Genomic DNA, 21,754 nt, shown 5'->3' on the forward strand with positions numbered 1-21,754 from the left:
ATGTATGTTTTTTTAGGAAATATTAAGTGTCCATACACATCATTTTTCTTTTGTATGAAATGGGGGTATACAGGATGGATGTATCATTGCAAAATCATTTAGAACAATTTATTCGATATGTACAGTTGGAAAAGAACTTTTCTCTACATACCGTTCGAGAATATCAATCTGATTTACATGAATTTTTTGCGTTTTTACATTCTGAAGGTGTACAAAAAATTACAGAAGTTGAATATATCCATGCACGTTTGTATGTAACAAAGCTTTATGATGAACAAAAAGCAAGAACTTCTATCTCAAGGAAAATCTCATCTATCCGTTCTTTTTTTCGGTTTTTAAATCGAGAACTGAATATTGATGATGCTCCGTTTCGTTCACTTTATCATCCGAAAAAGGAAGAGCGATTACCGAGCTTTTTTTATGAGGAAGAATTGAAACAACTATTCGAAAAAAATGAAGGCAATGAGCCAATCCAAATTCGCAATATTGCATTGTTGGAGATTCTATATGCTACCGGCATGCGTGTAAGTGAATGTGTAAGTTTAGAAATTGCAGACATCGATTTTCATTACAGTATTGTCCGTGTCATGGGAAAAGGGCGTAAAGAGCGAATTATCCCGTTTGGACAGTATGCGCATGAGGCACTTACTCGTTATATAGAGCAGGTCCGTCCATCTTTAATGAAAAAAGAAAACCATCAAAAAGTCTTTGTCAATATGCGAGGTGGCGAACTTACTACCCGCGGTGTGCGTTATATATTAAGTGAGATGATCGATAATGCAAGTATGCACACTAAAATTTATCCACATATGCTGCGCCACACCTTTGCTACGCATCTATTGAATAATGGAGCGGATATGCGTACAGTTCAGGAATTACTAGGGCACGCGAATTTATCTTCAACTCAGATTTATACTCATGTAACGAAAGAAGCTTTAAGAAAGACATATATGAAAAGTCATCCGAGAGCATAAGTTAAGGGGGAAATGAAATATGGGTCAAATTCATGCGACAACGATATTCGCCGTTCATCATAAAGGTGAATGTGCAATGGCCGGGGATGGTCAAGTAACACTAGGAAATGCTGTTGTAATGAAGCATACGGCGCGAAAGGTCAGACGTCTGTTTAATGGGAAAGTGTTAGCGGGGTTTGCAGGTTCTGTTGCAGATGCATTTACATTATTTGAAATGTTTGAGGCAAAGCTCAATGAATATAATGGCAATCTACAAAGGGCTGCAGTCGAAGTAGCGAAACAATGGCGTGGAGATAAAATGCTGCGACAACTAGAGGCTATGCTACTCGTTATGGATAAATCAACATTACTGCTTGTATCAGGGACAGGTGAAGTAATTGAACCGGATGATGGTATTTTAGCAATCGGTTCAGGTGGGAATTACGCATTATCCGCTGGTCGTGCATTAAAGAAACATGCTGCAGATCATTTGACGGCAAAGGAAATCGCAGAGGCTGCATTAACGACTGCTGCGGATATTTGTGTGTTTACAAACCATAATATAATCGTGGAGGTATTATAATGACTTCGATCAATTTAACACCAAGACAGATTACGGAACATTTGAACCGACATATTGTTGGTCAGGAAACTGCCAAGCGTGCTGTTGCGATTGCATTGCGCAACCGTTATCGCCGCTCACTGCTAAGTGAAGAGCTAAAAACTGAAGTAATTCCAAAAAATATATTAATGATTGGACCTACTGGTGTAGGGAAAACAGAAATTGCACGTAGAATCGCTAAACTAACGAATGCTCCCTTTATTAAAGTGGAGGCAACGAAGTTTACGGAAGTTGGATATGTGGGTCGCGATGTCGAATCAATGGTACGTGACCTAGTGGAAGCGTCCCGCCGCCTCGTGAAAGACGAGATGGTTGAAGCGGTTAAGGAACAAGCTGAGCGTAACGCGAATGACGTATTAATAAAACTATTAGTCCCTTCAAAAGTAAAAGAAAAGCTTACGCAAAATCCATTTGAAATGCTGTTTGGTCAAAAAGATACTGCCCAAGAAGATACAGCTCAGCAGGAAGAGCCGGAAATTCGTACGCGACGTGCGCAAATTGCTCAGGATTTAAAAGACGGAAAATTAGAAGAACAGTGGGTTACGATTGAAGTAACGGAAAGTGCACCATCACTTTTTGATGCAATGCCCGGGATGAATATGGATAATGCGAATGGTATGCAAGATATGCTGTCTAATTTAATGCCGAAAAAAACAAAAAAACGCAAAGTTCAAGTAAAGGATGCGCGACGTATTTTAGTTCAGGAAGAAGCCAATAAACTAATCGATACAGATGCTTTATCCAGTGAAGCAATTCACCGTGCGGAACAGTCAGGTATTATTTTTATTGATGAAATTGACAAAATTGCGAGTAAAGGTTCTTCATCTGCAGAAGTATCCCGTGAAGGGGTGCAACGAGACATATTACCGATTGTAGAGGGTTCAACCGTAAATACGAAATATGGAACTGTTAGAACCGATTATATGCTATTTATCGCAGCAGGTGCTTTCCATATATCTAAGCCGAGTGATTTAATCCCGGAACTGCAAGGGCGATTCCCGATTCGCGTAGAACTTGAAAAATTAACGAAGGATGATTTTGTACGCATATTACAGGAGCCTGATCAATCGTTAATTTTACAATATAAAGCGTTACTTGAAACAGAAGGCGTTACTCTTGAATTTACAAAAGAAGCAATTGAACGTATTGCAGAAATTGCTACAGAAGTAAATCAGGAAACTGATAATATTGGTGCCCGCCGACTTCACACAATTTTGGAACGTTTACTTGAAGAACTATCTTATGAGGCTTCTGAAATTGCACCGGCACATATCGACATTACCCCGAATTATGTCGATCAAAAATTGTCGAATATAGTAAAAAATAAAGATTTATCGCAATTTATTCTGTAATAATAAGTTGAATTAGTATCTTTAAATTGTAAAAACCTTTAGAATATTAAGTGAATTAAACAAGTCCTGTAGGAGGAAATAGAAATGAATTTATTAACAAAAACACGAAAAATCAACTCAATGTTACAAGCATCCGCTGGGAAACCAGTTAACTTTAAAGAAATGGCCAACACTTTAGGTGATATAATCGAAAGTAACGTATTTATCGTAAGCCGAAAAGGAAAACTGTTGGGTATTTCAATTCACCAGCAAATCGAGAATGAGCGTATGAAAAAAATGTTTGAAGTACGCCAATTCCCAGAAGCATATACACAGAACCTATTCAATATTACTGAAACATCTCCTAACTTGGATGTTAACAATGAACATACAGCATTCCCGATTGAAAACAAAGATCTGTTTTCAAACGGTTTAACTACTATCGTTCCTATTATTGGTGGCGGTGATCGTTTAGGAACGTTAATTTTAGCTCGCATAAGTGATCAATTTGAAGATGATGATTTAATACTTGCTGAATATGGTGCGACAGTAGTTGGTATGGAAATCTTACGTGAAAAGTCGGAAGAGATTGAAGAGGAAGCGCGTTCGAAAGCTGTTGTTCAAATGGCGATAAACTCGTTATCTTATTCGGAACTTGAAGCGATTGAGCATATATTTGAAGAGCTAGACGGCAATGAAGGTTTGCTGGTAGCTTCTAAAATTGCTGACCGTGTAGGAATTACTCGCTCGGTTATCGTTAACGCGTTACGTAAACTTGAATCCGCGGGTGTTATTGAATCACGCTCGTTAGGGATGAAGGGAACATATATTAAAGTTTTAAACGATAAATTCCTAACAGCTTTAGCTGAAATCAAAATGAAATAAAAAATTTACAGACATAATGAGGTTTTCCTTATTGTGTCTGTTTTTTATTTTCAGGAAATAATTTTAAAGGATTTAAATGGGTAATTATGTAAAAATAATGATAGTTATGAAACGGTTTTAAAAATCAAATAAATATTATTTATACCTAGAATGAATTAAAAATAATGTGACAAATGCTTTGTTACAAAATTATGAATTGTTATAATAAACCCCGACTTTTACAATGTTTTAGTGTATGATATGTTAGGTTAAATTTAAAGGAAGCACTAAATGCTCATCTTTAATGAAGTGCATTATCTACTAAAAATTAGTAACTTTATATTATAATAATAAAATGTTAGGTGCTAAAGGATTAAATTACTCTGTAATATTACAAAATTATTGATTTAAATACTAATTTAGTAAAAATAAAAATACGAAAAATGGTTAAATAAGCCTATTCAATAGGGTCTAAAGTCAATAGACACAAAGAATTATTATAATTACAATTGTATTATTAAGTTTTCAGGTACATTATTTAGCAAACAATGAATGAGGTGAGCAATTTGGATTTATTTGGTGGTACTATACGCAGTCTTGAAAACGGACTTTCGTATGCTACGTTAAAAAATAAAGCAATTTCCCAAAATATTGCGAATGTTGATACACCGAACTATAAAACGAAAGAAGTAAGCTTTAGAGATGTTTTCAATGATGTGAAAAAAGATTCAATTCCGGCCTATCGTACAGATGCCAGACACTACGATTTTAAAATTGAAATAGGTGGCAATGGGGTTTACTCAAATAATTTTCGTAGTAGACCAAATGGGAATGCGGTGAATATGGATGCCGAACAAGCGAAATTGGCTGAAAATACCATTTACTACAATGCGCTGGTCGACCGAATTGGTAGTAAATTCTCAACGTTAAACAATGTTGTCAAAGGAGGGAGATAGTCATGTCGATTTTTCATAGTATGAATACGACAGCTTCTGCCTTAACGACACAACGTTTACGCATGGATGTTATTTCTTCGAATATAGCGAATGTTGATACGACCCGGGCGAAACAAGTGAACGGAGAATGGGAGCCATACCGTAAAAAATCCGTTATTTTAAAAGAACAGGAAGGTCAATTTTCCAGTTTTCTTAATACTGCGATGGGCAAAACGGTGAAAAGCGGTGCAGGTAATGGAGTGAAAGTTTCCTCCATTAAAGATGATACAGAGACTCCATTTAAGCTAGTTTATGATCCGGCACATCCTGATGCGAATGATGACGGCTATGTACAAATGTCGAATGTTGACGTATTAAAAGAGATGGTTGATTTAATTTCGGCGAGCAGATCATATGAAGCGAATATTACTGCTTTTAATGCAAACAAAAGCATGTTAACAAAAGCTCTAGAAATTGGGAAAGGATGATTATTAAATGGCAATTAATCCAATAACATTTATGTCTCCCGCACAATCTGTGAATGAATTAAATGTTCAGAATCAAATAACACCTGCAAATGCACAGCAACAATTTGCTAATACTTTAAAAGAAGCGATTGCTAGTGTAAATGAACATCAAAAAACATCAGATACAATGACACAAAAATTAATCAATGGTGGAGATGTTGATTTATTTGAAGTGATGGTTGCAGCGCAAAAAGCAAGTGTTACTTTAAACACAACAATTGAAGTTCGTAATAAAGCTGTGGAAGCTTATCAAGAAATTATGCGTATGAGTGTGTAATGATTTGAATAACGAATAATAAATTGTTGGGCATTCACTATTAGCGGAGGATTCATAATGAATGAACGACTTACTAAAATTAAAAGCGACTCCACTGGTTTCTGGCAAAGTCGCACGAAAAATCAAAAAGGTGCGATAATTGGAGCTCTAGTGGGCGTTATTGTAATTGCAGCTACAATTACATATTTTTCGACACGTACGACAATGGCGCAGTTATTTCCGGAAATGTCTCAGGCTGAGGTAGGGAGAATAACGGAAGTACTTGCTTCACAAGGTGTGAAATATGAAATAACAAATGGTGGTACTACAATAATGGTGCCGGAAAATAAAGTGCAGGACCTACAAGTATCGTTAGCGGCGCAAGGATATCCTGACTCTGGTGAAATTGATACTTCGTTTTTTACATCGAATGCCGGGTTTGGTATGACGGACAACGAATTTAATGTTATAAAACAAGCTACAATTGAAACTGATTTAGCAAATTTAGTCCGTAAATTCGAAGGTGTTAAAGATGCGAGTGTCATGATTAGTTTACCGGAAGAAGGCGTATTTCTTAAGGATGCCAAAGGTGAGGCACAAGCAGCGATTGTATTAAATACAGCTCCGGGACATAAATTTTCGGATGATCAAATTAAAGGGTTATTTAATCTGATCTCTATGAGTATTCCGAACTTACCAAAAGAAAATATTACGATAATGAATCAGTATTCCGAGTACTATGATCTTGCTTCTGCAGAAAGTGGCGGTAACGGGATCAGTACGGTTACTGGACAGATGGAAGTGAAGAAGACAATTGAACGCGATTTACAGCGACAAGTTCAGCAAATGCTTGGTACGTTAATCGGACCGGAGAATGTCGTAGTAAATGTATCGGCAGATATTGACTTTAAAAAAGAAAATCGTGAAGAAAATTTAGTACAACCTGTTGATGAAGAAAATATGACGGGTATAGAAATAAGTGCCCAGCGTATTACGGAAACATATTCAGGTGGGGCTGGACCCGGTGCAGAGGGTTCCACAGAAGCTGGAGGCGTTACGGATAACTTTGTTGATTATGCTGAAGGTGCGACAGGTGATGGTGATTATGAGCGTGTAGAGGAAACGATTAATAACGATGTCAATCGTATACGTCGCGAAATTCAGGAAAGCCCATATAAAATCCGTAATCTAGGCATTCAAGTAATGGTAGAGCCACCTAACGCGGTGGATGAATTTGATCAAGGTGTCCGTACAGATATCGAGCAGATTTTGTCGACAATTGTACGTACTTCAATTGATCAAGAAGCTGCTGGTAATTTAACAGATGAAGAGATTGCTAATCGTATAGTTGTATCTGTACAGCAATTTCAAGGTAACAATTCATCCGACGGACAGCCGGAATCAGTTATTCCTTGGTGGGTATGGGTAATTGGCGGAATTTTACTAGTAGCAATAGTCTTACTCATAATTTATGTCATTCGTGTACGTAGACGTAAACAAGAAGAAGAAGAGTTGGAAATAATAGAACAGCAACAACAATTAATTCCAGTAGAAGATATTTCTGAAGAAAAAGAAACTGAAGCGACTGTACGCCGTAAGCAATTAGAAAAAATGGCGAAAGAAAAGCCAGAAGATTTTGCGAAGCTATTGCGTAGTTGGATTGCTGAAGACTAATAGGAGGTTCAGCTGTGTCCAAGAAAGATAAAGACTTGTCAGGAAAGCAAAAGGCTGCTTTACTGCTAATTTCTCTAGGACCGGAAGTCTCGGCTTCTGTATATAAGCATTTAAGTGAAGAGGAAATTGAACGCCTCACACTAGAAATTTCAAGTGTAAAAAAAGTAGAATCGAATGTTAAGGAAGAGATAATAGAAGAATTTCATCATATTGCACTTGCGCAAGATTATATTACGCAAGGTGGTATTGGGTATGCAAAGACCGTTCTTGAAAAAGCATTGGGTGCTGAACAAGCGCAGGCTATTTTAAATCGACTTACTTCTTCGTTACAAGTAAGACCGTTTGATTTTGCTAGAAAGGCAGACCCATCACAGATTTTTAATTTTATTCAAAATGAACACCCTCAAACAATTGCGCTTATTCTTTCTTACTTGGAACCAGGTCAAGCAGGAGTTATTCTTTCTTCGTTGCCACAGGAAGTACAGGCAGATATTGCAAAGCGAATTGCCATTATGGAATCTACTTCACCAGAAGTAATTAGTGAAATTGAATCCGTATTGGAACGTAAATTATCATCGACAGTTACACAGGATTACACAGAAACAGGTGGCGTCGATGCAGTGGTAGAAGTATTGAATGGTGTAGATCGTCAAACAGAAAAGACAATTCTCGATGCGCTTGAAATTCAAGATCCAGAACTTGCGGAAGAAATTAAGAAACGCATGTTTGTGTTCGAGGATATCGTTACACTGGACAACCGTTCAATTCAACGTGTTATCCGAGACTGTGAAAACGAAGATTTACTATTATCGATGAAAGTTTCTTCAGATGAAGTAAAGGAAATTCTTTTCCGCAATATGTCGCAACGTATGGCTGAGACATTCCGTGAAGAAATGGATATTATGGGGCCAGTACGTCTGCGTGATGTAGAAGAAGCACAATCCCGCATCGTTGCAGTAATACGCCGCTTAGAAGATGCAGGGGAAATTATCATTGCACGTGGTGGAGGAGATGACGTAATTGTCTAGAATCATCCGTTCAACAAATGCACAAAAAGCAGAAGAAGCGTCTACTGTAGAGATTAAACTTCAAAACTTCTTCGAGCCTATTCATTATGCGAAAACGGAAGAAGAACAAATGGACGATACACCTCAATTAACGATTGAAGACATTCAACGTGAACGTCAACAAATGTTACAGGAGACATCAAATGAAATAGAGCAGCAAAAACTTCAATTCGAGCAATATCGTAATGAACAGCTCGCTACAATTGATGCGCTAAAGCAAGCATGGGAAGAAGAAAAATCATTACATCAACTAGAAGCGTATGATGCCGGATTTGCCCAAGGGTACGAAGATGGTATTCAAAAGGCAAATGCCAATATGCAACAGCAATTGCAAATAGCCAATAATACAATGCATGATGCACAAAAAAATGCTGCCGCCTATCTTGAATCACAGGAAACGGTATTACTGGAACTAGCTTTAACGGCTACAGAGCGTATTATTAATGCGCAGCTGGACCGGGATGATCAACTTTTTGTTTCGATAATTGAACGTGGATTAAAAGAGGCGCGTGAAATGAAAGAAATAAAATTATATGTGTCGCCTGAATACCATGCGCTCATTACAGAGCATCATAATGAATTGGCTGAAATGTTTCCTGCAAATGTACCCTTTATGATTTTTGTCAATGAAGATTTAGAGTCTACTGAAAGTTATATAGAAACGAATCATGGACGGATTGTCGTATCGATAGATGACCAATTGCAAGAGCTTCGTCGACAATTATATGAACTAATCGAAAGTAAGGAATGATACGGATGAAAGCGGCTCAATTAGTTGAACAGATTCCTAATTTAAATACATTTAAAAAATATGGAAGAGTTACACGGGTTGTAGGCTTGATGATTGAGTCGCAAGGTCCGGAGAGTTCGATCGGGGACGTATGTAAAATCCATGTTCAAACATCAAAAAACGGTAATCAAGTTTTGCTGGCTGAAGTGGTGGGCTTTAAAGATGAAATCGTCATTTTAATGCCGTATTCATCTTTAAAGGAAATATCAATTGGCTGTCTCGTAGAAGGAACCGGAACACCGTTAGAAGTGAAGGTAGGCCCGGAATTAATCGGAAAAGTATTAGATGCGATGGGAAATCCGTTTGATGGACAAGCGTTACCAAGAGGTTTAACAACTGTACAAACCGAACAGGATCCCCCAAATCCATTAAGTCGTCCTCCGATAAATGAACAGTTGGAAGTTGGGGTAAAGGCTATAGATGGTATGCTTACTGTAGGAAGCGGTCAACGTGTCGGTATATTTGCCGGCTCAGGGGTCGGGAAAAGTACATTGCTCGGTATGATTGCGCGTAATACAGAGGCAGATATTAATGTAATTGCACTTGTTGGTGAGCGTGGACGGGAGGTTCGGGAATTTATTGAACGTGATTTAGGTCCTGAGGGGTTAAAGCGTTCTGTCGTAGTAGCAGCTACAAGTGATCAGCCGGCACTTATGCGAATAAAAGCAGCATTTACAGCAACAGCTATTGCAGAATATTTCCGGGATCGTGGAAAAAACGTTATGTTGATGATGGATTCTGTGACCCGTGTAGCGATGGCCCAACGTGAAATTGGACTGGCTATTGGTGAACCACCTGCAACTAGAGGATATACTCCATCTGTATTTGCAATTTTGCCGACATTATTGGAGCGTTCCGGTACGAATGTGAACGGGACAATTACCGCATTTTATACGGTGCTAGTAGACGGTGATGATATGAATGAACCGATTGCCGATGCAGTACGAGGAATATTGGATGGACATATCGTATTGGATAGGAATCTTGCAAATAAAGGACAGTATCCTGCGATTAATGTGTTAAAGAGTGTAAGCCGATTGATGAATCATATCGCTGATCCGGAACATGTAAGTGCGGCAAGCCGATTGCGGGAATTGTATTACGCATATTCGAAATCGGAGGACTTAATCAATATAGGTGCTTATAAACGTGGTACATCAAAAGAAATTGACGAAGCTATTTTATATGAACCGCTTATTACCGCGTTTCTAAAGCAAGGGTATAAAGATAAAGTTTCAATCGATCAAACTGTAAATGAAATTATCGCGTTATCGAATGGTGGTGCACGTTAAATATGAATTACAATTATCGTTTTGAAAAAATCCTTATTGTAAAAGATCAGGAAAAAACAGAATCTGAACTTGCCTTTAAAGAATCAGTTCATGTATTTGAGGAAATTGCGACAAAGCTATATGGACTATTGAAGAAAAAGGAAGATTTAATTATCTATCAGCAGGAGCGCTTAAAAGAAGGCTCTTCCATAGATGAAATTAACCATTATTCTAAATTCATCGATAGTATGGAAAAAACAATTGAAGATGCCCAGCAAAAAGTAGTACAGGCGCGGGCCAAAATGAATTGGCATGAGGAAAAATTATTAGAAAAAAACTTGGAAGTACGTAAATACGAAAAAATGCGTGAAAACGATTTTGAAAGATTTAAAGAGGATCAGTTACGCATTGAAGCAATGCAACTAGATGAGCTTTCAACGATTGCGTTTTTCAAGAAAGAAATTAGGTGATTCCGTGGCAAAAAGAAATAAAAATAAAATGGAACAACAGGTGGAAGAAAATGAAGTAGAATCTCAACCCGGTTTTTTCAAAAAGTTTTTTTATTTGTTTTTAATTCCATTTATGTTCCTTATTGCAATTTTATTAATTATTACATCTGTGACGGAATATAACGTTTTTAAAATGGCGGATGGTGTCGTTGAGAAAATTCCATTTATTAGCTCTGATGAAGGTGAAGGCGTAATAGAAAACAGTTTATTGAATGAACAAAAAGTGGTAGAACTGCAAGCGGAAATTCAGGAAAAAGAAGCTCAGATTTCGCAACTGCAATCACAAATCGATTCATCTGCAATAGAAAAGGAAGAGCTGTTGGTTGAGCAGGAACGTCTACTGTTTGAAATTGAAAAACTAAAACGCAATCAGGAAGAGACGCAAAAGGAATTTAAAGAGATCCTATCAACTTTTGAAAAAATGTCGGCTAAAACAGCAGCTCCGATACTGGTTCAAATGAGCGATACAGAAAGTTTACGTATAATGTCGAGCATGAAACCCGATACATTATCTGCAATTTTTACGAAAATGTCTCCTGCAGATGCGGCTCGTTATACTGAGTTATTATCTCAACAATAAGTTACTTTGAAGGGAGGTGGAACAAATGAATATCTCATTGTTGCAAAATATAAAAACAAAAGCACCTAAGGAACTTTCCCAATCTTCTGTTGATGTGAAGTCATCAAAACCTAAAGGTGAAGCTTTTGGAAGTGTGTTTAAGTCAATTGTGACAACGTCAGAACAATCAGCCAAACAAACTGCTACACCAAAACAATCATTAACTGAAGATGTAACAACAACTTTAGAGAAAGATTCGTTGGAAAATTTACTTTTGGATTTGGGCGTTGAGATGGATGAATCAGGGCTTTTTGCTTTCATTGGTGAAGAACGCATGCCGGTTGCGGTTAATGAATTGTTGACTATAGACAACTTAACTGATCTTTTAGGTATGACCGAAGAGCAGCTTTTACAAACGCTTCAACGGTTAATGGGTGAGTCACAACAGGAGATAACGGATATTTGGTCGATAATTGAGCAGGCTCCGCAAATTCTAAATGAAGTATTAAAAGCATTGCAAAGTATTCAACAAGGTGAACCGAGTGCTGTTCAATCGGAAGAGCTTCAACAAGTCATTCAGTTATTAAAGTTAACAGAGTTGGCAGGGAGTAAATTAGATACGGTGTATAGGCAAGAAGATCAATTAGCCAAGCTTAAAGAAGCACTACTAGCTTTGGCAAATGAAGCGAGAACATTAAATAATTCAGAGGTAAGTACAACGAGGACACCTTTCGTACAAGTTGTTCAACAAATAACACAGCAAGCATCCCAACAAAATCAGCAAAGTCAACAAACAACAGTAAAAGTTGACTCGGAAAATCAGTCTGCTGTCCCGTTACAGCACCAGGCTATTCAAACGAAAACAGTGACGATTACATTGCCTGCAGAAAAACCGGCACAGTCAGAAGCATTAATTAAAGAGATCCAAAATTTAATCAATCGCAGTCAACTTTCTGGTCAGCAAGGGAATATGAAGCTATTTTTAAAACTTTTCCCAGAAAACTTGGGTCAGATACGTATTGAAATAGTACAGAAAGATGGTGTACTAACCGCACGATTATTGGCAACGACACCAATCGGTAAAGAGTTATTGGAGAATAACATTAATCAATTAAAGGCCGGATTTGTCGCACAAAACATCCAAATGGATAGAATAGATGTTGCGCAATCATTACAGGATGCGGATCGTAATACACGTGACCAAAGTTTCTTTAATAACTTCTTCGGTAAACAAAAAGATGAAGAATTAGAGGAAAAAGAAGATAACTCTGAAGAAGAAACTATTTCGTTTAAAGATTTATTAAGTGAGGAGGTATAGTAAATGGCAAATTCAATTTCAAATGACTATTATTTACCTGCAAATAATCCTAATTTCAAAGTAACAGATAAGCAAGATAACGGAGCTCTAGGAAAAGATGCATTTTTAAAAATATTAATTACTCAGCTTCAAAACCAGGACCCAACAAGCCCGATGGATGATAAAGAATTTATATCCCAAATGGCTCAATTCTCGTCATTGGAACAAATGCAAAATATGACAAAAGCGATGGAGAATTTACTCGCATCTCAAGAGCAAACACAGATGATGAATTACTCAACCTTCGTCGGAAAAGATGTAAAATGGCATGAGCTTACAGATAAAGTAGATGCAGATAATAAGCCAATTTATAACGAAGGTACAGGAAGTATTAAAGAATTGAAATTCGTTAAGGGAGAAGCAGTATTTGTCCTCACAGATGGGAAAGAAATAAAACCAGGTAATATTTCATCTATTTTAGGCAGTGATAACTCGACACAACCGGCAATCCCAGCTGCAAACCCATTAGCAGAAGCTAGTCAGCTGATTGGACAAAAAGTTCAATATACGAGTGGGGACCAAATAATTGAAGCCATTATTGAAGCAATTAAAACGAATAACGTAAATATCGAGTATCTTTTAAATGATGGAACTCGTTTAACAAAAGAACAATTTACTGTCAGTAAACAAAATCCCGAATCAGCGGCAGAGTAAGAGGGGGATTTGATGAATCGAGTGAATATACAACATATACCTTATCATCCACCTATACAGCCAGCTGTGAAACAAAAAGGTGAACAAGTTTCAAAACAGTCATTTATTGATCACTTGAAACAAGTAACGGTAGAAGAACTTAAAATGAGTAAGCATGCATCGGAACGTCTGAAAGAACGCAATATTTCAATTTCAGCGAAAGAATGGCAGCAAATTACTGAAAAGGTTTCTGAGGCGAAAGATAAAGGTGTGAAACAGCCATTAGTTCTTTTGGAACAGGCGGCTTTAATAGTAAGTGCAAAAAATGCAACAGTCATTACGGCATTGGACCGTAAAGAAGCTAAACAACAAATATTTACAAATATTGATGGAACAATTCTATTATAGGCTGGACCTTCAGAAGTAAGGAAGCCTACAGTTGTTGACTGATCGAGACAACTGAACAAAATTATAAAAGTGAAAATTGAAGGGAGAACGACATCTTATGATACGTTCAATGTATTCAGGAATTTCAGGTTTAAAAAACTTTCAAACGAAATTAGATGTTATTGGTAATAATATCGCGAATGTTAATACGTACGGGTTTAAGAAAGAGCGTACGATTTTTAAAGATTTAGTATCACAAACACAGACGGGGGCATCAGGTCCATCTGCAACTCGTGGTGGTGTAAATGCTATCCAGGTTGGGCTAGGGTCACAGTTAGCAGCGATTGATACAATTCATAATCCAGGTTCAATGCAAACGACTGGTCGTACATTAGATTTAGCGATTTCAGGTGATGGCTTCTTTATGGTGGCGGATGCTACAGACTTTATTAACGGAGATCCTGCTACTGGCACACCAGCGACTGCTGAAGGGTTCACTAATACACTTTATACTCGTGCAGGGAATTTCTATATGGATCAAAATGGTTTTTTAGTAAATTCAGATGGTAAATATGCAGTCGGTTTTGCTGCGGATGTAACTGCTTATGATGCTATTGATCCTTTAAATGCTCCTGGAGCAGGATTTGATACAAATAAGCCAGATATAGCTGGAGGAGCAAACTTGATTGATCCTGCAACAGGTGAACTTTTAGCACAAGGCCAAACAACAGCATCACCGATTCGTATACCTGTAACAGCTCAATCAATGAGTATTTCTCAAGATGGAACTGTATCATTTGTCGACTCAGCAGGTGATTTACAATATGCAGGAACAGTAGTGTTAGCTAAATTTGCTAACCCTGGGGGTCTAATTAAAAATGGAGGGAACTACTTCCAAACTTCTCAAAACTCTGGAGCAATTTATGCTCAATTAGCTACACAAGACGGAATTGGTTCAGTGAACTCAGGCTTCGTGGAAATGTCCAACGTTGACCTTTCAGAAGAATTTACTGAAATGATCGTTGCGCAGCGTGGTTTCCAGGCGAACTCTCGTATTATTACAACTTCAGATGAGATTTTACAAGAGTTAGTTAACTTAAAACGATAGTCTAAAAATATATCATATATTCATTGTAAAGGAGGGTCGGGCCGGCTCTTCACTAGGACCGGCCCTATTTCAATGATCGAAGTCACTCGTCTGAACGGTAAAGCATTTACTTTAAACGCTCTATACATAGAAACAGTCGAAGCTTTCCCAGATACGCAAATTACGCTGACGACTGGGCGTAGATTCATTGTTTTAGAAACTGAAGAACAGGTGCGACAAAAGGTAAAAGCTTTTTATCAAACTATACAAGTTTTATCAAACCCGCATCTAAGAGGTGAAAAAGATGAAGAACAATAAATTAATAACGATAATGCTCATTATTTTAGTGACTATTACACTATTAGGTATTATTGTAGTGGTATTAATAACTCAGCTTGATAAAGAAAAATCAAGTGGTCCGTCAATCGATGAAATTGTTGAGTCGTCAGTCGATATACCGGAAATTACGACAAATTTAGCTGATGGAAGTTTTGTTCGAATAACTTTAAAAATTCAGGCTTCAGATAAAAAAGCCGGGGAAGAATTATTGAAACGTGATTTCCAAGTTAAAAACATCGTTATTCAGGAACTTTCAGAAATGGAAGAAGAGGCTTTGGAGGGTAAACAAGGTAAAATAGCTTTCCAGAATGCGATAAAATCGCAAGTAAACGAGTTAATGCAAGTTGGGGAGATTACACAAGTATACATTACTTCATATGTTCTTCAATAAGTGAATATTATAATTTTATATCTTGAAATGGAGGTGGGCAAATGGCAGGAGATATAATGTCCCAATCCGAAATTGATGCGCTTTTGTCAGCGATTTCAACAGGAGAAATGTCGGCAGCGGACATGAAAAAAGAAGACGAAACACGGAAAGTTAAAGTGTATGACTTTAAACGTGCATTACGCTTCTCTAAAGACCAAATCCGAAGTTTGACCCGTATACATGAAAATTTTGCGCGACTGTTAACAACCTTCTTTTCCGCTCAGTTAAGAAGCTATGTACAAATAACAGTTGCATCTGTTGACCAAATTCCATTTGAAGAATTTGTTCGTTCTATACCGAATATGACATTAATTAATGTATTTGAGGTTCCCCCATTGGATGGCAATATTCTAATGGAGATTAACCCGAATATTGCCTATTCAATGTTGGATCGATTAATGGGCGGAACGGGTGCAAGTCATAGCAATGTTGACAATTTAACCGAAATAGAAACGAAAATTATGACGAATCTATTCGAACGTTCATTTGATAATTTACGGGAGGCATGGGAAAATATTGCTGAAATAGACCCGATGCTTGTAGAATTAGAAGTTAACCCACAGTTTTTACAAATGATTTCACCAAATGAAACAGTTGTTGTCATTTCATTGAATACTATTATTGGTGAAACAACAGGGATGATTAATATTTGTATACCACATGTCGTATTGGAGCCAATTGTACCGAATTTATCTGTACGTTACTGGATGCAGACTAATACGAAGGAGATTTCTCCTGAACAAACAAAGATGCTTGAAACACGAGTGAAACAAGCAAAATTGCCTATTATTGCCGAATTAGGTACGACAGATATTACAATTGAAGATTTCTTGGGGATGACGATAGGCGATGTCATTCCGCTAAATCAAAAAATTGATCATCCGTTGACGTTAAAAGTAGGGGATTTACCTAAATTCACCGTACAGCCAGGAAAATTAAATAAAAAAATGGCTGTTCAAATTATCGAACCTTTGAAAGGAGGAGACGAAGATGAGTGATGAAATGCTCTCCCAAGAAGAAATTGAGGCCCTATTAAGAGGCGAGACACTAGATGATGTCTCTGCCAATTTTGAACCTCAAAAAGAAGAAGTAAAAGTTGAGGATTACTTAACTCCAATAGAAATTGATGCATTAGGTGAAGTAGGAAATATATCGTTCGGAAGTTCTGCTACTGCTTTATCTGCATTATTAGGACAAAAAGTCGATATTACAACGCCAAGTATCACAATGATCAATCGTAATCGTTTAGAAGAAGAATTCCCAAATCCGTATGTTGCTGTGCAGGTAGAATATACTGTTGGTCTATCAGGCATGAATTTACTTGTTATAAAACAATCAGATGCTGCAATTATAGCGGACTTAATGCTTGGTGGGGATGGTTTAAACCCGAAACCTCAGTTAAATGAAATACAATTAAGTGCAGTACAGGAAGCGATGAATCAAATGATGGGTTCTGCTGCTACATCGATGTCAACTGTATTTAATCAAAAGGTGGATATCTCACCGCCGTCTATTGATTTAATGAATCTTTCCCAAAATGAAGGTACAGATAATATACCGCCGGACGATTTATTAGTGAAAATTTCATTTAGATTGCGCATTGGGGAATTAATAGATTCAAATTTAATGCAATTACTGCCTTTAAAGTTTAGTAAAAAAATAGTAAAGTCATTATTGGGAGAAACTGAAGAGCCTATTGTTGCAACTACAGCCGTTCCGCCTGCGCCGGTATCGCAACCAGCACCCCAACAAACGATGCAACAGGAACAAAATGTACAGCAACAGCAAGTTCAACAGCCGATGCATGAGCAACCGGTCCAACAGCCAATGTATCAGCAACCAATGTATGAACAACCGGCACAACAGCCAAATCAGCAACCGATGTACGAGCAACCGGTTCAACAGCAAATGTATCAACAACCAGTTTATTCTGCACCACCAGCAAATGTTCAGCAAGCTCAATTTGCCAGCTTCGAATCTGCAAATATAACACAGACAGAAGCACGCAATTTAAATATGCTACTTGACATTCCATTGCAAGTAACAGTGGAGCTCGGACGTACAAAGCGTTCAGTAAAAGAAATATTGGAGCTTTCCAGTGGTTCTGTAATTGAACTTGATAAGCTTGCAGGTGAACCTGTTGATATTTTAGTTAACAGCCGGTTAATCGCAAAAGGTGAAGTAGTAGTAATTGATGAGAACTTCGGTGTTCGAATCACACATATTTTAAGTCAAGCTGATCGCTTGAACAATCTAAGATAGTTTTCTAATTGGAGGAATCAGAGTATGTCTAAAAGAATTTTAATTGTTGACGATGCAGCTTTCATGCGCATGATGATTAAGGATATTTTAACAAAAAATGGATATGAAGTAATTGGGGAAGCAGCTGATGGTATACAAGCAGTTGAAAAGTACAATGAGCTACGTCCAGATTTAGTAACAATGGATATTACAATGCCTGAAATGGATGGCATCGCGGCATTAAAAGCAATTAAAGGTACAGATCCAAATGCTGTTGTCATTATGTGCTCAGCAATGGGTCAACAAGCTATGGTAATTGACGCAATTCAAGCCGGTGCAAAAGATTTTATAGTTAAGCCATTCCAAGCTGACCGTGTAATCGAAGCCATTCAAAAAGCATTAGGTTAATGATATGAAAGCAAATAAATCATTTCGATTTTGGCTTGCTGTTGGAATAGTATTGATGACGGCATTGTTTGCACCAATCTCAAATGGAACTTTTGCGATGGTAAGTAACGTATATGAGAACTGTAATGAAAATCCTGAAGTATGTTCGGAAGAAAATATTTCAGAAGATAATGTTACAGATGCCGACGCAGAATCTACTGAATCGGCATCTGGCATCGGTTTCTTGGATTACATAAAAGTTTTAATAGCACTTGTTTTTGTACTAGGGCTATTATTGTTTATTTTGAAGTATTTAAACAAACGTAACTTAAACTATCAACAAAATGCCGTAGTTAAAAATATCGGCGGCTTGTCTGTAGGGCAGCAAAAGTCCGTACAATTACTGTTAATCGGTAAAAATGTATATGTAGTTGGTGTAGGGGATAATATTCAGCTTCTCAAGGAAATCGATTCCGAAGAGGAAATTGAACAATTGCTAAGTCAAACTGAAAGCAACCAAACTATGATGAATACTTCACCGTATATTGCAGAGCTGTTCAGGAAATTTACCAAAAAGAACCGACCAGAAGATGTATCGAATAGCCCTAAATTTAATGATATGTTCAATGAAAAAATAGGGGAAATAAAGAAACAGCGTAGTAATGAGTTAGAGCGTTGGAAAGAGCGGGAGCGTGATGAACGATGAACGATCTTCTTTCCGTCTTTTCTGAAAGCGATCCGGGAAATGTATCCACATCGGTTACGCTATTATTCCTGTTGACGGTCCTCTCATTAGCACCAAGTCTTTTAATTTTGATGACATCGTTCGCTCGTATTGTCATCGTACTGTCATTTACAAGGACGGCCCTTGCTACAAACCAAATGCCTCCGAACCAAGTCATTATCGGCTTGGCATTATTTTTAACATTTTTTATCATGGCGCCGACATTCCAGCAAGTAAATGAGCAGGCATTGCAGCCACTTTTTGATGAAGAAATCAATTTAGAAGAAGCGTATGACCGGGCAACGATACCATTTAAACAATTTATGGCACAGCATACAAGGCAAAAAGATCTAGAGTTATTTATAGAATATAACCAAGCGGAGTATCCGGATTCAATAGAAGAAATTCCGATGACGCTGTTAGTACCTGCATTTGCTTTAAGTGAAATTAAAACAGCTTTCCAAATGGGTTTTATGATTTTCATTCCATTTTTAGTTATTGATATGGTTGTCGCAAGTACACTTATGTCGATGGGGATGATGATGCTACCTCCAGTAATGATTTCACTACCATTTAAAATATTGTTGTTTGTACTCGTCGATGGTTGGTATTTAGTGATGAAATCTTTACTTCAAAGTTTTTAGGGGATGATACATAGTGACACAGGAAATGGTCATTGCAATTGCAGAAAATGCAGTTTTTACAATATTGATAGTTTCGGGTCCATTGCTTTTAATCGCGTTAGCCAGCGGTCTAGTCGTGAGTATTTTTCAGGCGACAACTTCTATTCAAGAGCAGACTTTGGCATTCGTACCTAAAATCGTAGCTGTATTGCTTGCGATTATATTTTTTGGCCCTTTTATGATTTCGAGAATGACAGATTATTTTCATGATATTTTAAATAATTTAGTCCGGTATATTGGGTGAGGAAATGACGGAAATAATACCGAATCTATCAATATTATTATTAATTTTAGTTCGTGTTTCTGCGTTTTTTGTCACTGTACCTTTATTTTCTTATCGTACAATCCCCCCACAAGTGCGCATTACATTGGCGGTTGTTTTAGCATGGATGATGTATTACACATTTAATATGGAACCATTTGAGATTAATGGTGTATATTTATTATTTGTTTTAAAAGAGGCGATTATCGGGCTGATGTTAGGTTTAGCTGCGATGATTATTATATCTGCTGTTCAGATAGCAGGGGGGTTCATCGATTTCCAGATGGGCTTTGCGATGGCAAATATAATTGACCCCCAAACAGGCGCACAATCTCCGTTAATGGGGCAATTTTTAAACTTTTTAACGTTGTTGGTATTGTTGGCGATTAATGGTCACCATCTAATTTTGGATGGTATATTTTATAGTTATCAGTTTTTGCCTATGGACCAATTCTTCCCGAACTTTGGAGAAGAAGGAACCGTATTGTTTATTATGAAAATGTTTGTTTCTGTTTTTGCCATTGCATTTCAAATGTCAGCTCCAATAGTTGCAACACTGTTTTTAGTAACATTAGCGTTGGGAATAACAGGGAAAACCGTACCACAAATGAATATTTTTGTCATCGGCTTCCCCATTAAAATAGCGGTAGGCTTTCTTGTATTGATGGTGACGATGGGTGTATTAGTTGGAGTTATGAAGGAACTGATTGAATTTATGATTGTTTCATTGCGTGATTTAATGGTTATTTTAGGTGGTGGCTAAGATGGAGTTAAAACTCTTAATAAAAGTAGATCTACAGTTTTTTGCAGGAGAAAAAACTGAAAAGGCAACACCCAAAAAGCGACAGGATGCACGTAAAAAGGGACAAGTATTAAAAAGTCAGGATGTAACTGCAGCTTTTTTATTATTACTGTCATTTTCCTTTTTACTCTTTTTTGCACCATTTATGTATAACGGGGTAAAAGGATTTTTATTGCAAGGGCTTGAGCGCAATATGTTAATCGAAACGCTAAATGCTGAAACAGTTATGTATATGTATGTCGAGTCCATAAAAGAGATGGCGATTATAGTTTTACCTATTATGGTTGTCGCCATGATTGCAGGTATTGGAGCTAACTTTTTTCAATTTGGCTTATTATTTACAACAGAAACATTAAAAATTGATTTAAAGAAAATGGACCCTATTAAAGGGATAAAAAAAATTATATCTGTCCGGGCAATCGTCAATTTAATTAAATCTTTATTGAAAGTGACGTTGATCGGAACTGTTACATCAGTGGTAATCATCATTTACTTGGAAGATGTATTATCACTTGCTTTACATAGTCCCGCAGAAATATTGGCGACTGTTGCCTATTTATCTGCCATTATGGGGATAGCGGCTTCCATAATGCTCATATTCATCGCATTGATTGATTATATTTATGAACGATTTGAATATGAAAAACAATTGAAAATGTCAAAACAGGATATTAAAGATGAACATAAAAATGCAGAAGGTGATCCTTTAATCAAGTCCAAAATTAAACAGCGTCAACGGGAAATGGCGATGCGAAGAATGATGCAGGAAATCCCTGCTGCAGACGTGGTTATTACAAACCCGACCCATTATGCCATTGCGTTAAAATATAATGAGGACGAAATGGAGGCTCCAAGAGTGGTAGCAAAAGGGACTGACTTTGTTGCCCAAAAAATAAAGCTTATTGCAAAAGAACATGATGTTATCATGGTCGAAAACAGGCCACTTGCCCGTGCTATGTATGATCAAGTGGAGATCGGCCAAGCAGTGCCTGAAGAATTTTTCAAAGCGGTCGCTGAAGTTCTTGCATATGTATATCGTATTAAACGCAAAATTTAACATAGAT

At 37.3% G+C, this 21,754-nt stretch carries 27 protein-coding genes; all 27 read left to right on the forward strand.

What is annotated here, in order from left to right; translation table 11 throughout:
* The first annotated feature begins 74 nt into the window (after positions 1 to 74).
* The 27 genes from xerC to flhB all read left to right on the forward strand — a co-directional run bounded on the left by xerC (position 75) and on the right by flhB (position 21,747).
* Entirely contained in the window at positions 75 to 974 is a 900-nt protein-coding gene (gene xerC / locus MHH95_RS08955; protein WP_191698419.1) for a tyrosine recombinase XerC, read from the forward strand.
* A 19-nt stretch (positions 975 to 993) separates the two neighbouring features.
* Positions 994 to 1,536: an ATP-dependent protease subunit HslV gene (hslV, locus tag MHH95_RS08960; RefSeq protein ID WP_191698418.1), complete on the forward strand. Its 543-nt coding sequence runs from the start codon at positions 994 to 996 to the stop codon at positions 1,534 to 1,536.
* Complete coding sequence (gene hslU, locus MHH95_RS08965; RefSeq protein ID WP_339215489.1) at positions 1,536 to 2,927, forward strand: ATP-dependent protease ATPase subunit HslU; 1,392 nt, start codon at positions 1,536 to 1,538, stop codon at positions 2,925 to 2,927. The genes hslV and hslU overlap by 1 nt, the downstream gene beginning before the upstream one ends.
* 84 nt (positions 2,928 to 3,011) lie before the next feature.
* Positions 3,012 to 3,791 (forward strand): GTP-sensing pleiotropic transcriptional regulator CodY, encoded by a 780-nt coding sequence (gene codY / locus MHH95_RS08970; RefSeq protein ID WP_340727214.1) that lies wholly within the window; start codon positions 3,012 to 3,014, stop codon positions 3,789 to 3,791.
* 545 nt (positions 3,792 to 4,336) lie between these two features.
* Complete coding sequence (gene flgB, locus MHH95_RS08975) at positions 4,337 to 4,726, forward strand: flagellar basal body rod protein FlgB (protein WP_340727321.1); 390 nt, start codon at positions 4,337 to 4,339, stop codon at positions 4,724 to 4,726.
* Positions 4,727 to 4,728: 2 nt separating this feature from the next.
* On the forward strand, positions 4,729 to 5,193 hold the full coding sequence (gene flgC / locus MHH95_RS08980; protein WP_340727215.1) for a flagellar basal body rod protein FlgC: 465 nt from the start codon (positions 4,729 to 4,731) through the stop codon (positions 5,191 to 5,193).
* Positions 5,194 to 5,200: 7 nt separating this feature from the next.
* A complete protein-coding gene (gene fliE, locus MHH95_RS08985) occupies positions 5,201 to 5,509 on the forward strand; it encodes a flagellar hook-basal body complex protein FliE (RefSeq protein WP_191698413.1) in 309 nt (102 codons plus the stop codon).
* A 57-nt stretch (positions 5,510 to 5,566) separates the two neighbouring features.
* Positions 5,567 to 7,162 (forward strand): flagellar basal-body MS-ring/collar protein FliF, encoded by a 1,596-nt coding sequence (fliF, locus tag MHH95_RS08990; protein WP_340727216.1) that lies wholly within the window; start codon positions 5,567 to 5,569, stop codon positions 7,160 to 7,162.
* A 14-nt stretch (positions 7,163 to 7,176) separates the two neighbouring features.
* The gene (fliG, locus tag MHH95_RS08995; RefSeq protein WP_340727217.1) at positions 7,177 to 8,190 is read left to right on the forward strand and encodes a flagellar motor switch protein FliG; all 1,014 of its coding nucleotides are present in this window, start codon (positions 7,177 to 7,179) and stop codon (positions 8,188 to 8,190) included.
* Entirely contained in the window at positions 8,183 to 8,980 is a 798-nt protein-coding gene (locus MHH95_RS09000; protein WP_340727218.1) for a FliH/SctL family protein, read from the forward strand. The genes fliG and MHH95_RS09000 overlap by 8 nt, the downstream gene beginning before the upstream one ends.
* 5 nt (positions 8,981 to 8,985) lie before the next feature.
* Complete coding sequence (fliI, locus tag MHH95_RS09005) at positions 8,986 to 10,311, forward strand: flagellar protein export ATPase FliI (RefSeq protein ID WP_340727219.1); 1,326 nt, start codon at positions 8,986 to 8,988, stop codon at positions 10,309 to 10,311.
* A gap of 2 nt (positions 10,312 to 10,313) precedes the next feature.
* A complete protein-coding gene (fliJ, locus tag MHH95_RS09010) occupies positions 10,314 to 10,760 on the forward strand; it encodes a flagellar export protein FliJ (RefSeq protein WP_340727220.1) in 447 nt (148 codons plus the stop codon).
* Positions 10,732 to 11,379, forward strand: a complete 648-nt coding sequence (locus MHH95_RS09015) for a MotE family protein (protein WP_340727221.1) — start codon at positions 10,732 to 10,734, stop codon at positions 11,377 to 11,379. Before fliJ ends, MHH95_RS09015 begins: the two co-directional genes overlap by 29 nt.
* 25 nt (positions 11,380 to 11,404) lie before the next feature.
* The gene (locus MHH95_RS09020; RefSeq protein ID WP_340727222.1) at positions 11,405 to 12,676 is read left to right on the forward strand and encodes a flagellar hook-length control protein FliK; all 1,272 of its coding nucleotides are present in this window, start codon (positions 11,405 to 11,407) and stop codon (positions 12,674 to 12,676) included.
* A 3-nt stretch (positions 12,677 to 12,679) separates the two neighbouring features.
* Positions 12,680 to 13,369, forward strand: a complete 690-nt coding sequence (flgD, locus tag MHH95_RS09025) for a flagellar hook assembly protein FlgD (protein WP_340727223.1) — start codon at positions 12,680 to 12,682, stop codon at positions 13,367 to 13,369.
* Between the two features lie 12 nt (positions 13,370 to 13,381).
* Entirely contained in the window at positions 13,382 to 13,756 is a 375-nt protein-coding gene (locus MHH95_RS09030) for a TIGR02530 family flagellar biosynthesis protein (RefSeq protein WP_340727224.1), read from the forward strand.
* A gap of 97 nt (positions 13,757 to 13,853) precedes the next feature.
* Positions 13,854 to 14,843: a flagellar hook-basal body complex protein gene (locus MHH95_RS09035; RefSeq protein ID WP_340727225.1), complete on the forward strand. Its 990-nt coding sequence runs from the start codon at positions 13,854 to 13,856 to the stop codon at positions 14,841 to 14,843.
* A gap of 72 nt (positions 14,844 to 14,915) precedes the next feature.
* Positions 14,916 to 15,140: a flagellar FlbD family protein gene (locus MHH95_RS09040; protein ID WP_340727226.1), complete on the forward strand. Its 225-nt coding sequence runs from the start codon at positions 14,916 to 14,918 to the stop codon at positions 15,138 to 15,140.
* On the forward strand, positions 15,127 to 15,552 hold the full coding sequence (gene fliL / locus MHH95_RS09045) for a flagellar basal body-associated protein FliL (RefSeq protein WP_340727227.1): 426 nt from the start codon (positions 15,127 to 15,129) through the stop codon (positions 15,550 to 15,552). Before MHH95_RS09040 ends, fliL begins: the two co-directional genes overlap by 14 nt.
* Positions 15,553 to 15,593: 41 nt before the next feature.
* Positions 15,594 to 16,589, forward strand: coding sequence for a flagellar motor switch protein FliM (gene fliM, locus MHH95_RS09050; RefSeq protein ID WP_340727228.1), 996 nt, complete (start codon positions 15,594 to 15,596; stop codon positions 16,587 to 16,589).
* Entirely contained in the window at positions 16,582 to 17,853 is a 1,272-nt protein-coding gene (gene fliY, locus MHH95_RS09055; protein ID WP_340727229.1) for a flagellar motor switch phosphatase FliY, read from the forward strand. The genes fliM and fliY overlap by 8 nt, the downstream gene beginning before the upstream one ends.
* Positions 17,854 to 17,877: 24 nt before the next feature.
* A complete protein-coding gene (locus MHH95_RS09060; protein WP_191698399.1) occupies positions 17,878 to 18,240 on the forward strand; it encodes a response regulator in 363 nt (120 codons plus the stop codon).
* A gap of 4 nt (positions 18,241 to 18,244) precedes the next feature.
* Complete coding sequence (locus tag MHH95_RS09065; protein WP_340727230.1) at positions 18,245 to 18,925, forward strand: flagellar biosynthetic protein FliO; 681 nt, start codon at positions 18,245 to 18,247, stop codon at positions 18,923 to 18,925.
* Positions 18,922 to 19,587, forward strand: coding sequence for a flagellar type III secretion system pore protein FliP (fliP, locus tag MHH95_RS09070; protein WP_008403271.1), 666 nt, complete (start codon positions 18,922 to 18,924; stop codon positions 19,585 to 19,587). Before MHH95_RS09065 ends, fliP begins: the two co-directional genes overlap by 4 nt.
* 13 nt (positions 19,588 to 19,600) lie before the next feature.
* The gene (gene fliQ, locus MHH95_RS09075; protein ID WP_340727231.1) at positions 19,601 to 19,870 is read left to right on the forward strand and encodes a flagellar biosynthesis protein FliQ; all 270 of its coding nucleotides are present in this window, start codon (positions 19,601 to 19,603) and stop codon (positions 19,868 to 19,870) included.
* Between the two features lie 4 nt (positions 19,871 to 19,874).
* On the forward strand, positions 19,875 to 20,651 hold the full coding sequence (gene fliR / locus MHH95_RS09080) for a flagellar biosynthetic protein FliR (protein ID WP_340727232.1): 777 nt from the start codon (positions 19,875 to 19,877) through the stop codon (positions 20,649 to 20,651).
* 1 nt (position 20,652) lies between these two features.
* On the forward strand, positions 20,653 to 21,747 hold the full coding sequence (flhB, locus tag MHH95_RS09085) for a flagellar biosynthesis protein FlhB (protein WP_340727233.1): 1,095 nt from the start codon (positions 20,653 to 20,655) through the stop codon (positions 21,745 to 21,747).
* Positions 21,748 to 21,754 lie beyond the last annotated feature (7 nt).

The organism is Solibacillus sp. FSL K6-4121 (assembly GCF_038002585.1).
GTDB classification, from domain to species: domain Bacteria; phylum Bacillota; class Bacilli; order Bacillales_A; family Planococcaceae; genus Solibacillus; species Solibacillus faecavium.

Bases quoted from the DNA above. Each gene is read 5' to 3' on its own strand.
- xerC (WP_191698419.1), top strand. From the start codon at position 75: ATGGATGTATCATTGCAAAATCATTTAGAACAATTTATTCGATATGTA.
- hslV (WP_191698418.1), top strand. From the start codon at position 994: ATGGGTCAAATTCATGCGACAACGATATTCGCCGTTCATCATAAAGGT.
- hslU (WP_339215489.1), top strand. From the start codon at position 1,536: ATGACTTCGATCAATTTAACACCAAGACAGATTACGGAACATTTGAAC.
- codY (WP_340727214.1), top strand. From the start codon at position 3,012: ATGAATTTATTAACAAAAACACGAAAAATCAACTCAATGTTACAAGCA.
- flgC (WP_340727215.1), top strand. From the start codon at position 4,729: ATGTCGATTTTTCATAGTATGAATACGACAGCTTCTGCCTTAACGACA.
- fliE (WP_191698413.1), top strand. From the start codon at position 5,201: ATGGCAATTAATCCAATAACATTTATGTCTCCCGCACAATCTGTGAAT.
- fliF (WP_340727216.1), top strand. From the start codon at position 5,567: ATGAATGAACGACTTACTAAAATTAAAAGCGACTCCACTGGTTTCTGG.
- fliI (WP_340727219.1), top strand. From the start codon at position 8,986: ATGAAAGCGGCTCAATTAGTTGAACAGATTCCTAATTTAAATACATTT.
- fliJ (WP_340727220.1), top strand. From the start codon at position 10,314: ATGAATTACAATTATCGTTTTGAAAAAATCCTTATTGTAAAAGATCAG.
- MHH95_RS09020 (WP_340727222.1), top strand. From the start codon at position 11,405: ATGAATATCTCATTGTTGCAAAATATAAAAACAAAAGCACCTAAGGAA.
- flgD (WP_340727223.1), top strand. From the start codon at position 12,680: ATGGCAAATTCAATTTCAAATGACTATTATTTACCTGCAAATAATCCT.
- MHH95_RS09030 (WP_340727224.1), top strand. From the start codon at position 13,382: ATGAATCGAGTGAATATACAACATATACCTTATCATCCACCTATACAG.
- MHH95_RS09035 (WP_340727225.1), top strand. From the start codon at position 13,854: ATGATACGTTCAATGTATTCAGGAATTTCAGGTTTAAAAAACTTTCAA.
- MHH95_RS09040 (WP_340727226.1), top strand. From the start codon at position 14,916: ATGATCGAAGTCACTCGTCTGAACGGTAAAGCATTTACTTTAAACGCT.
- fliL (WP_340727227.1), top strand. From the start codon at position 15,127: ATGAAGAACAATAAATTAATAACGATAATGCTCATTATTTTAGTGACT.
- fliM (WP_340727228.1), top strand. From the start codon at position 15,594: ATGGCAGGAGATATAATGTCCCAATCCGAAATTGATGCGCTTTTGTCA.
- fliY (WP_340727229.1), top strand. From the start codon at position 16,582: ATGAGTGATGAAATGCTCTCCCAAGAAGAAATTGAGGCCCTATTAAGA.
- MHH95_RS09060 (WP_191698399.1), top strand. From the start codon at position 17,878: ATGTCTAAAAGAATTTTAATTGTTGACGATGCAGCTTTCATGCGCATG.
- MHH95_RS09065 (WP_340727230.1), top strand. From the start codon at position 18,245: ATGAAAGCAAATAAATCATTTCGATTTTGGCTTGCTGTTGGAATAGTA.
- fliP (WP_008403271.1), top strand. From the start codon at position 18,922: ATGAACGATCTTCTTTCCGTCTTTTCTGAAAGCGATCCGGGAAATGTA.
- fliR (WP_340727232.1), top strand. From the start codon at position 19,875: ATGACGGAAATAATACCGAATCTATCAATATTATTATTAATTTTAGTT.
- flhB (WP_340727233.1), top strand. From the start codon at position 20,653: ATGGAGTTAAAACTCTTAATAAAAGTAGATCTACAGTTTTTTGCAGGA.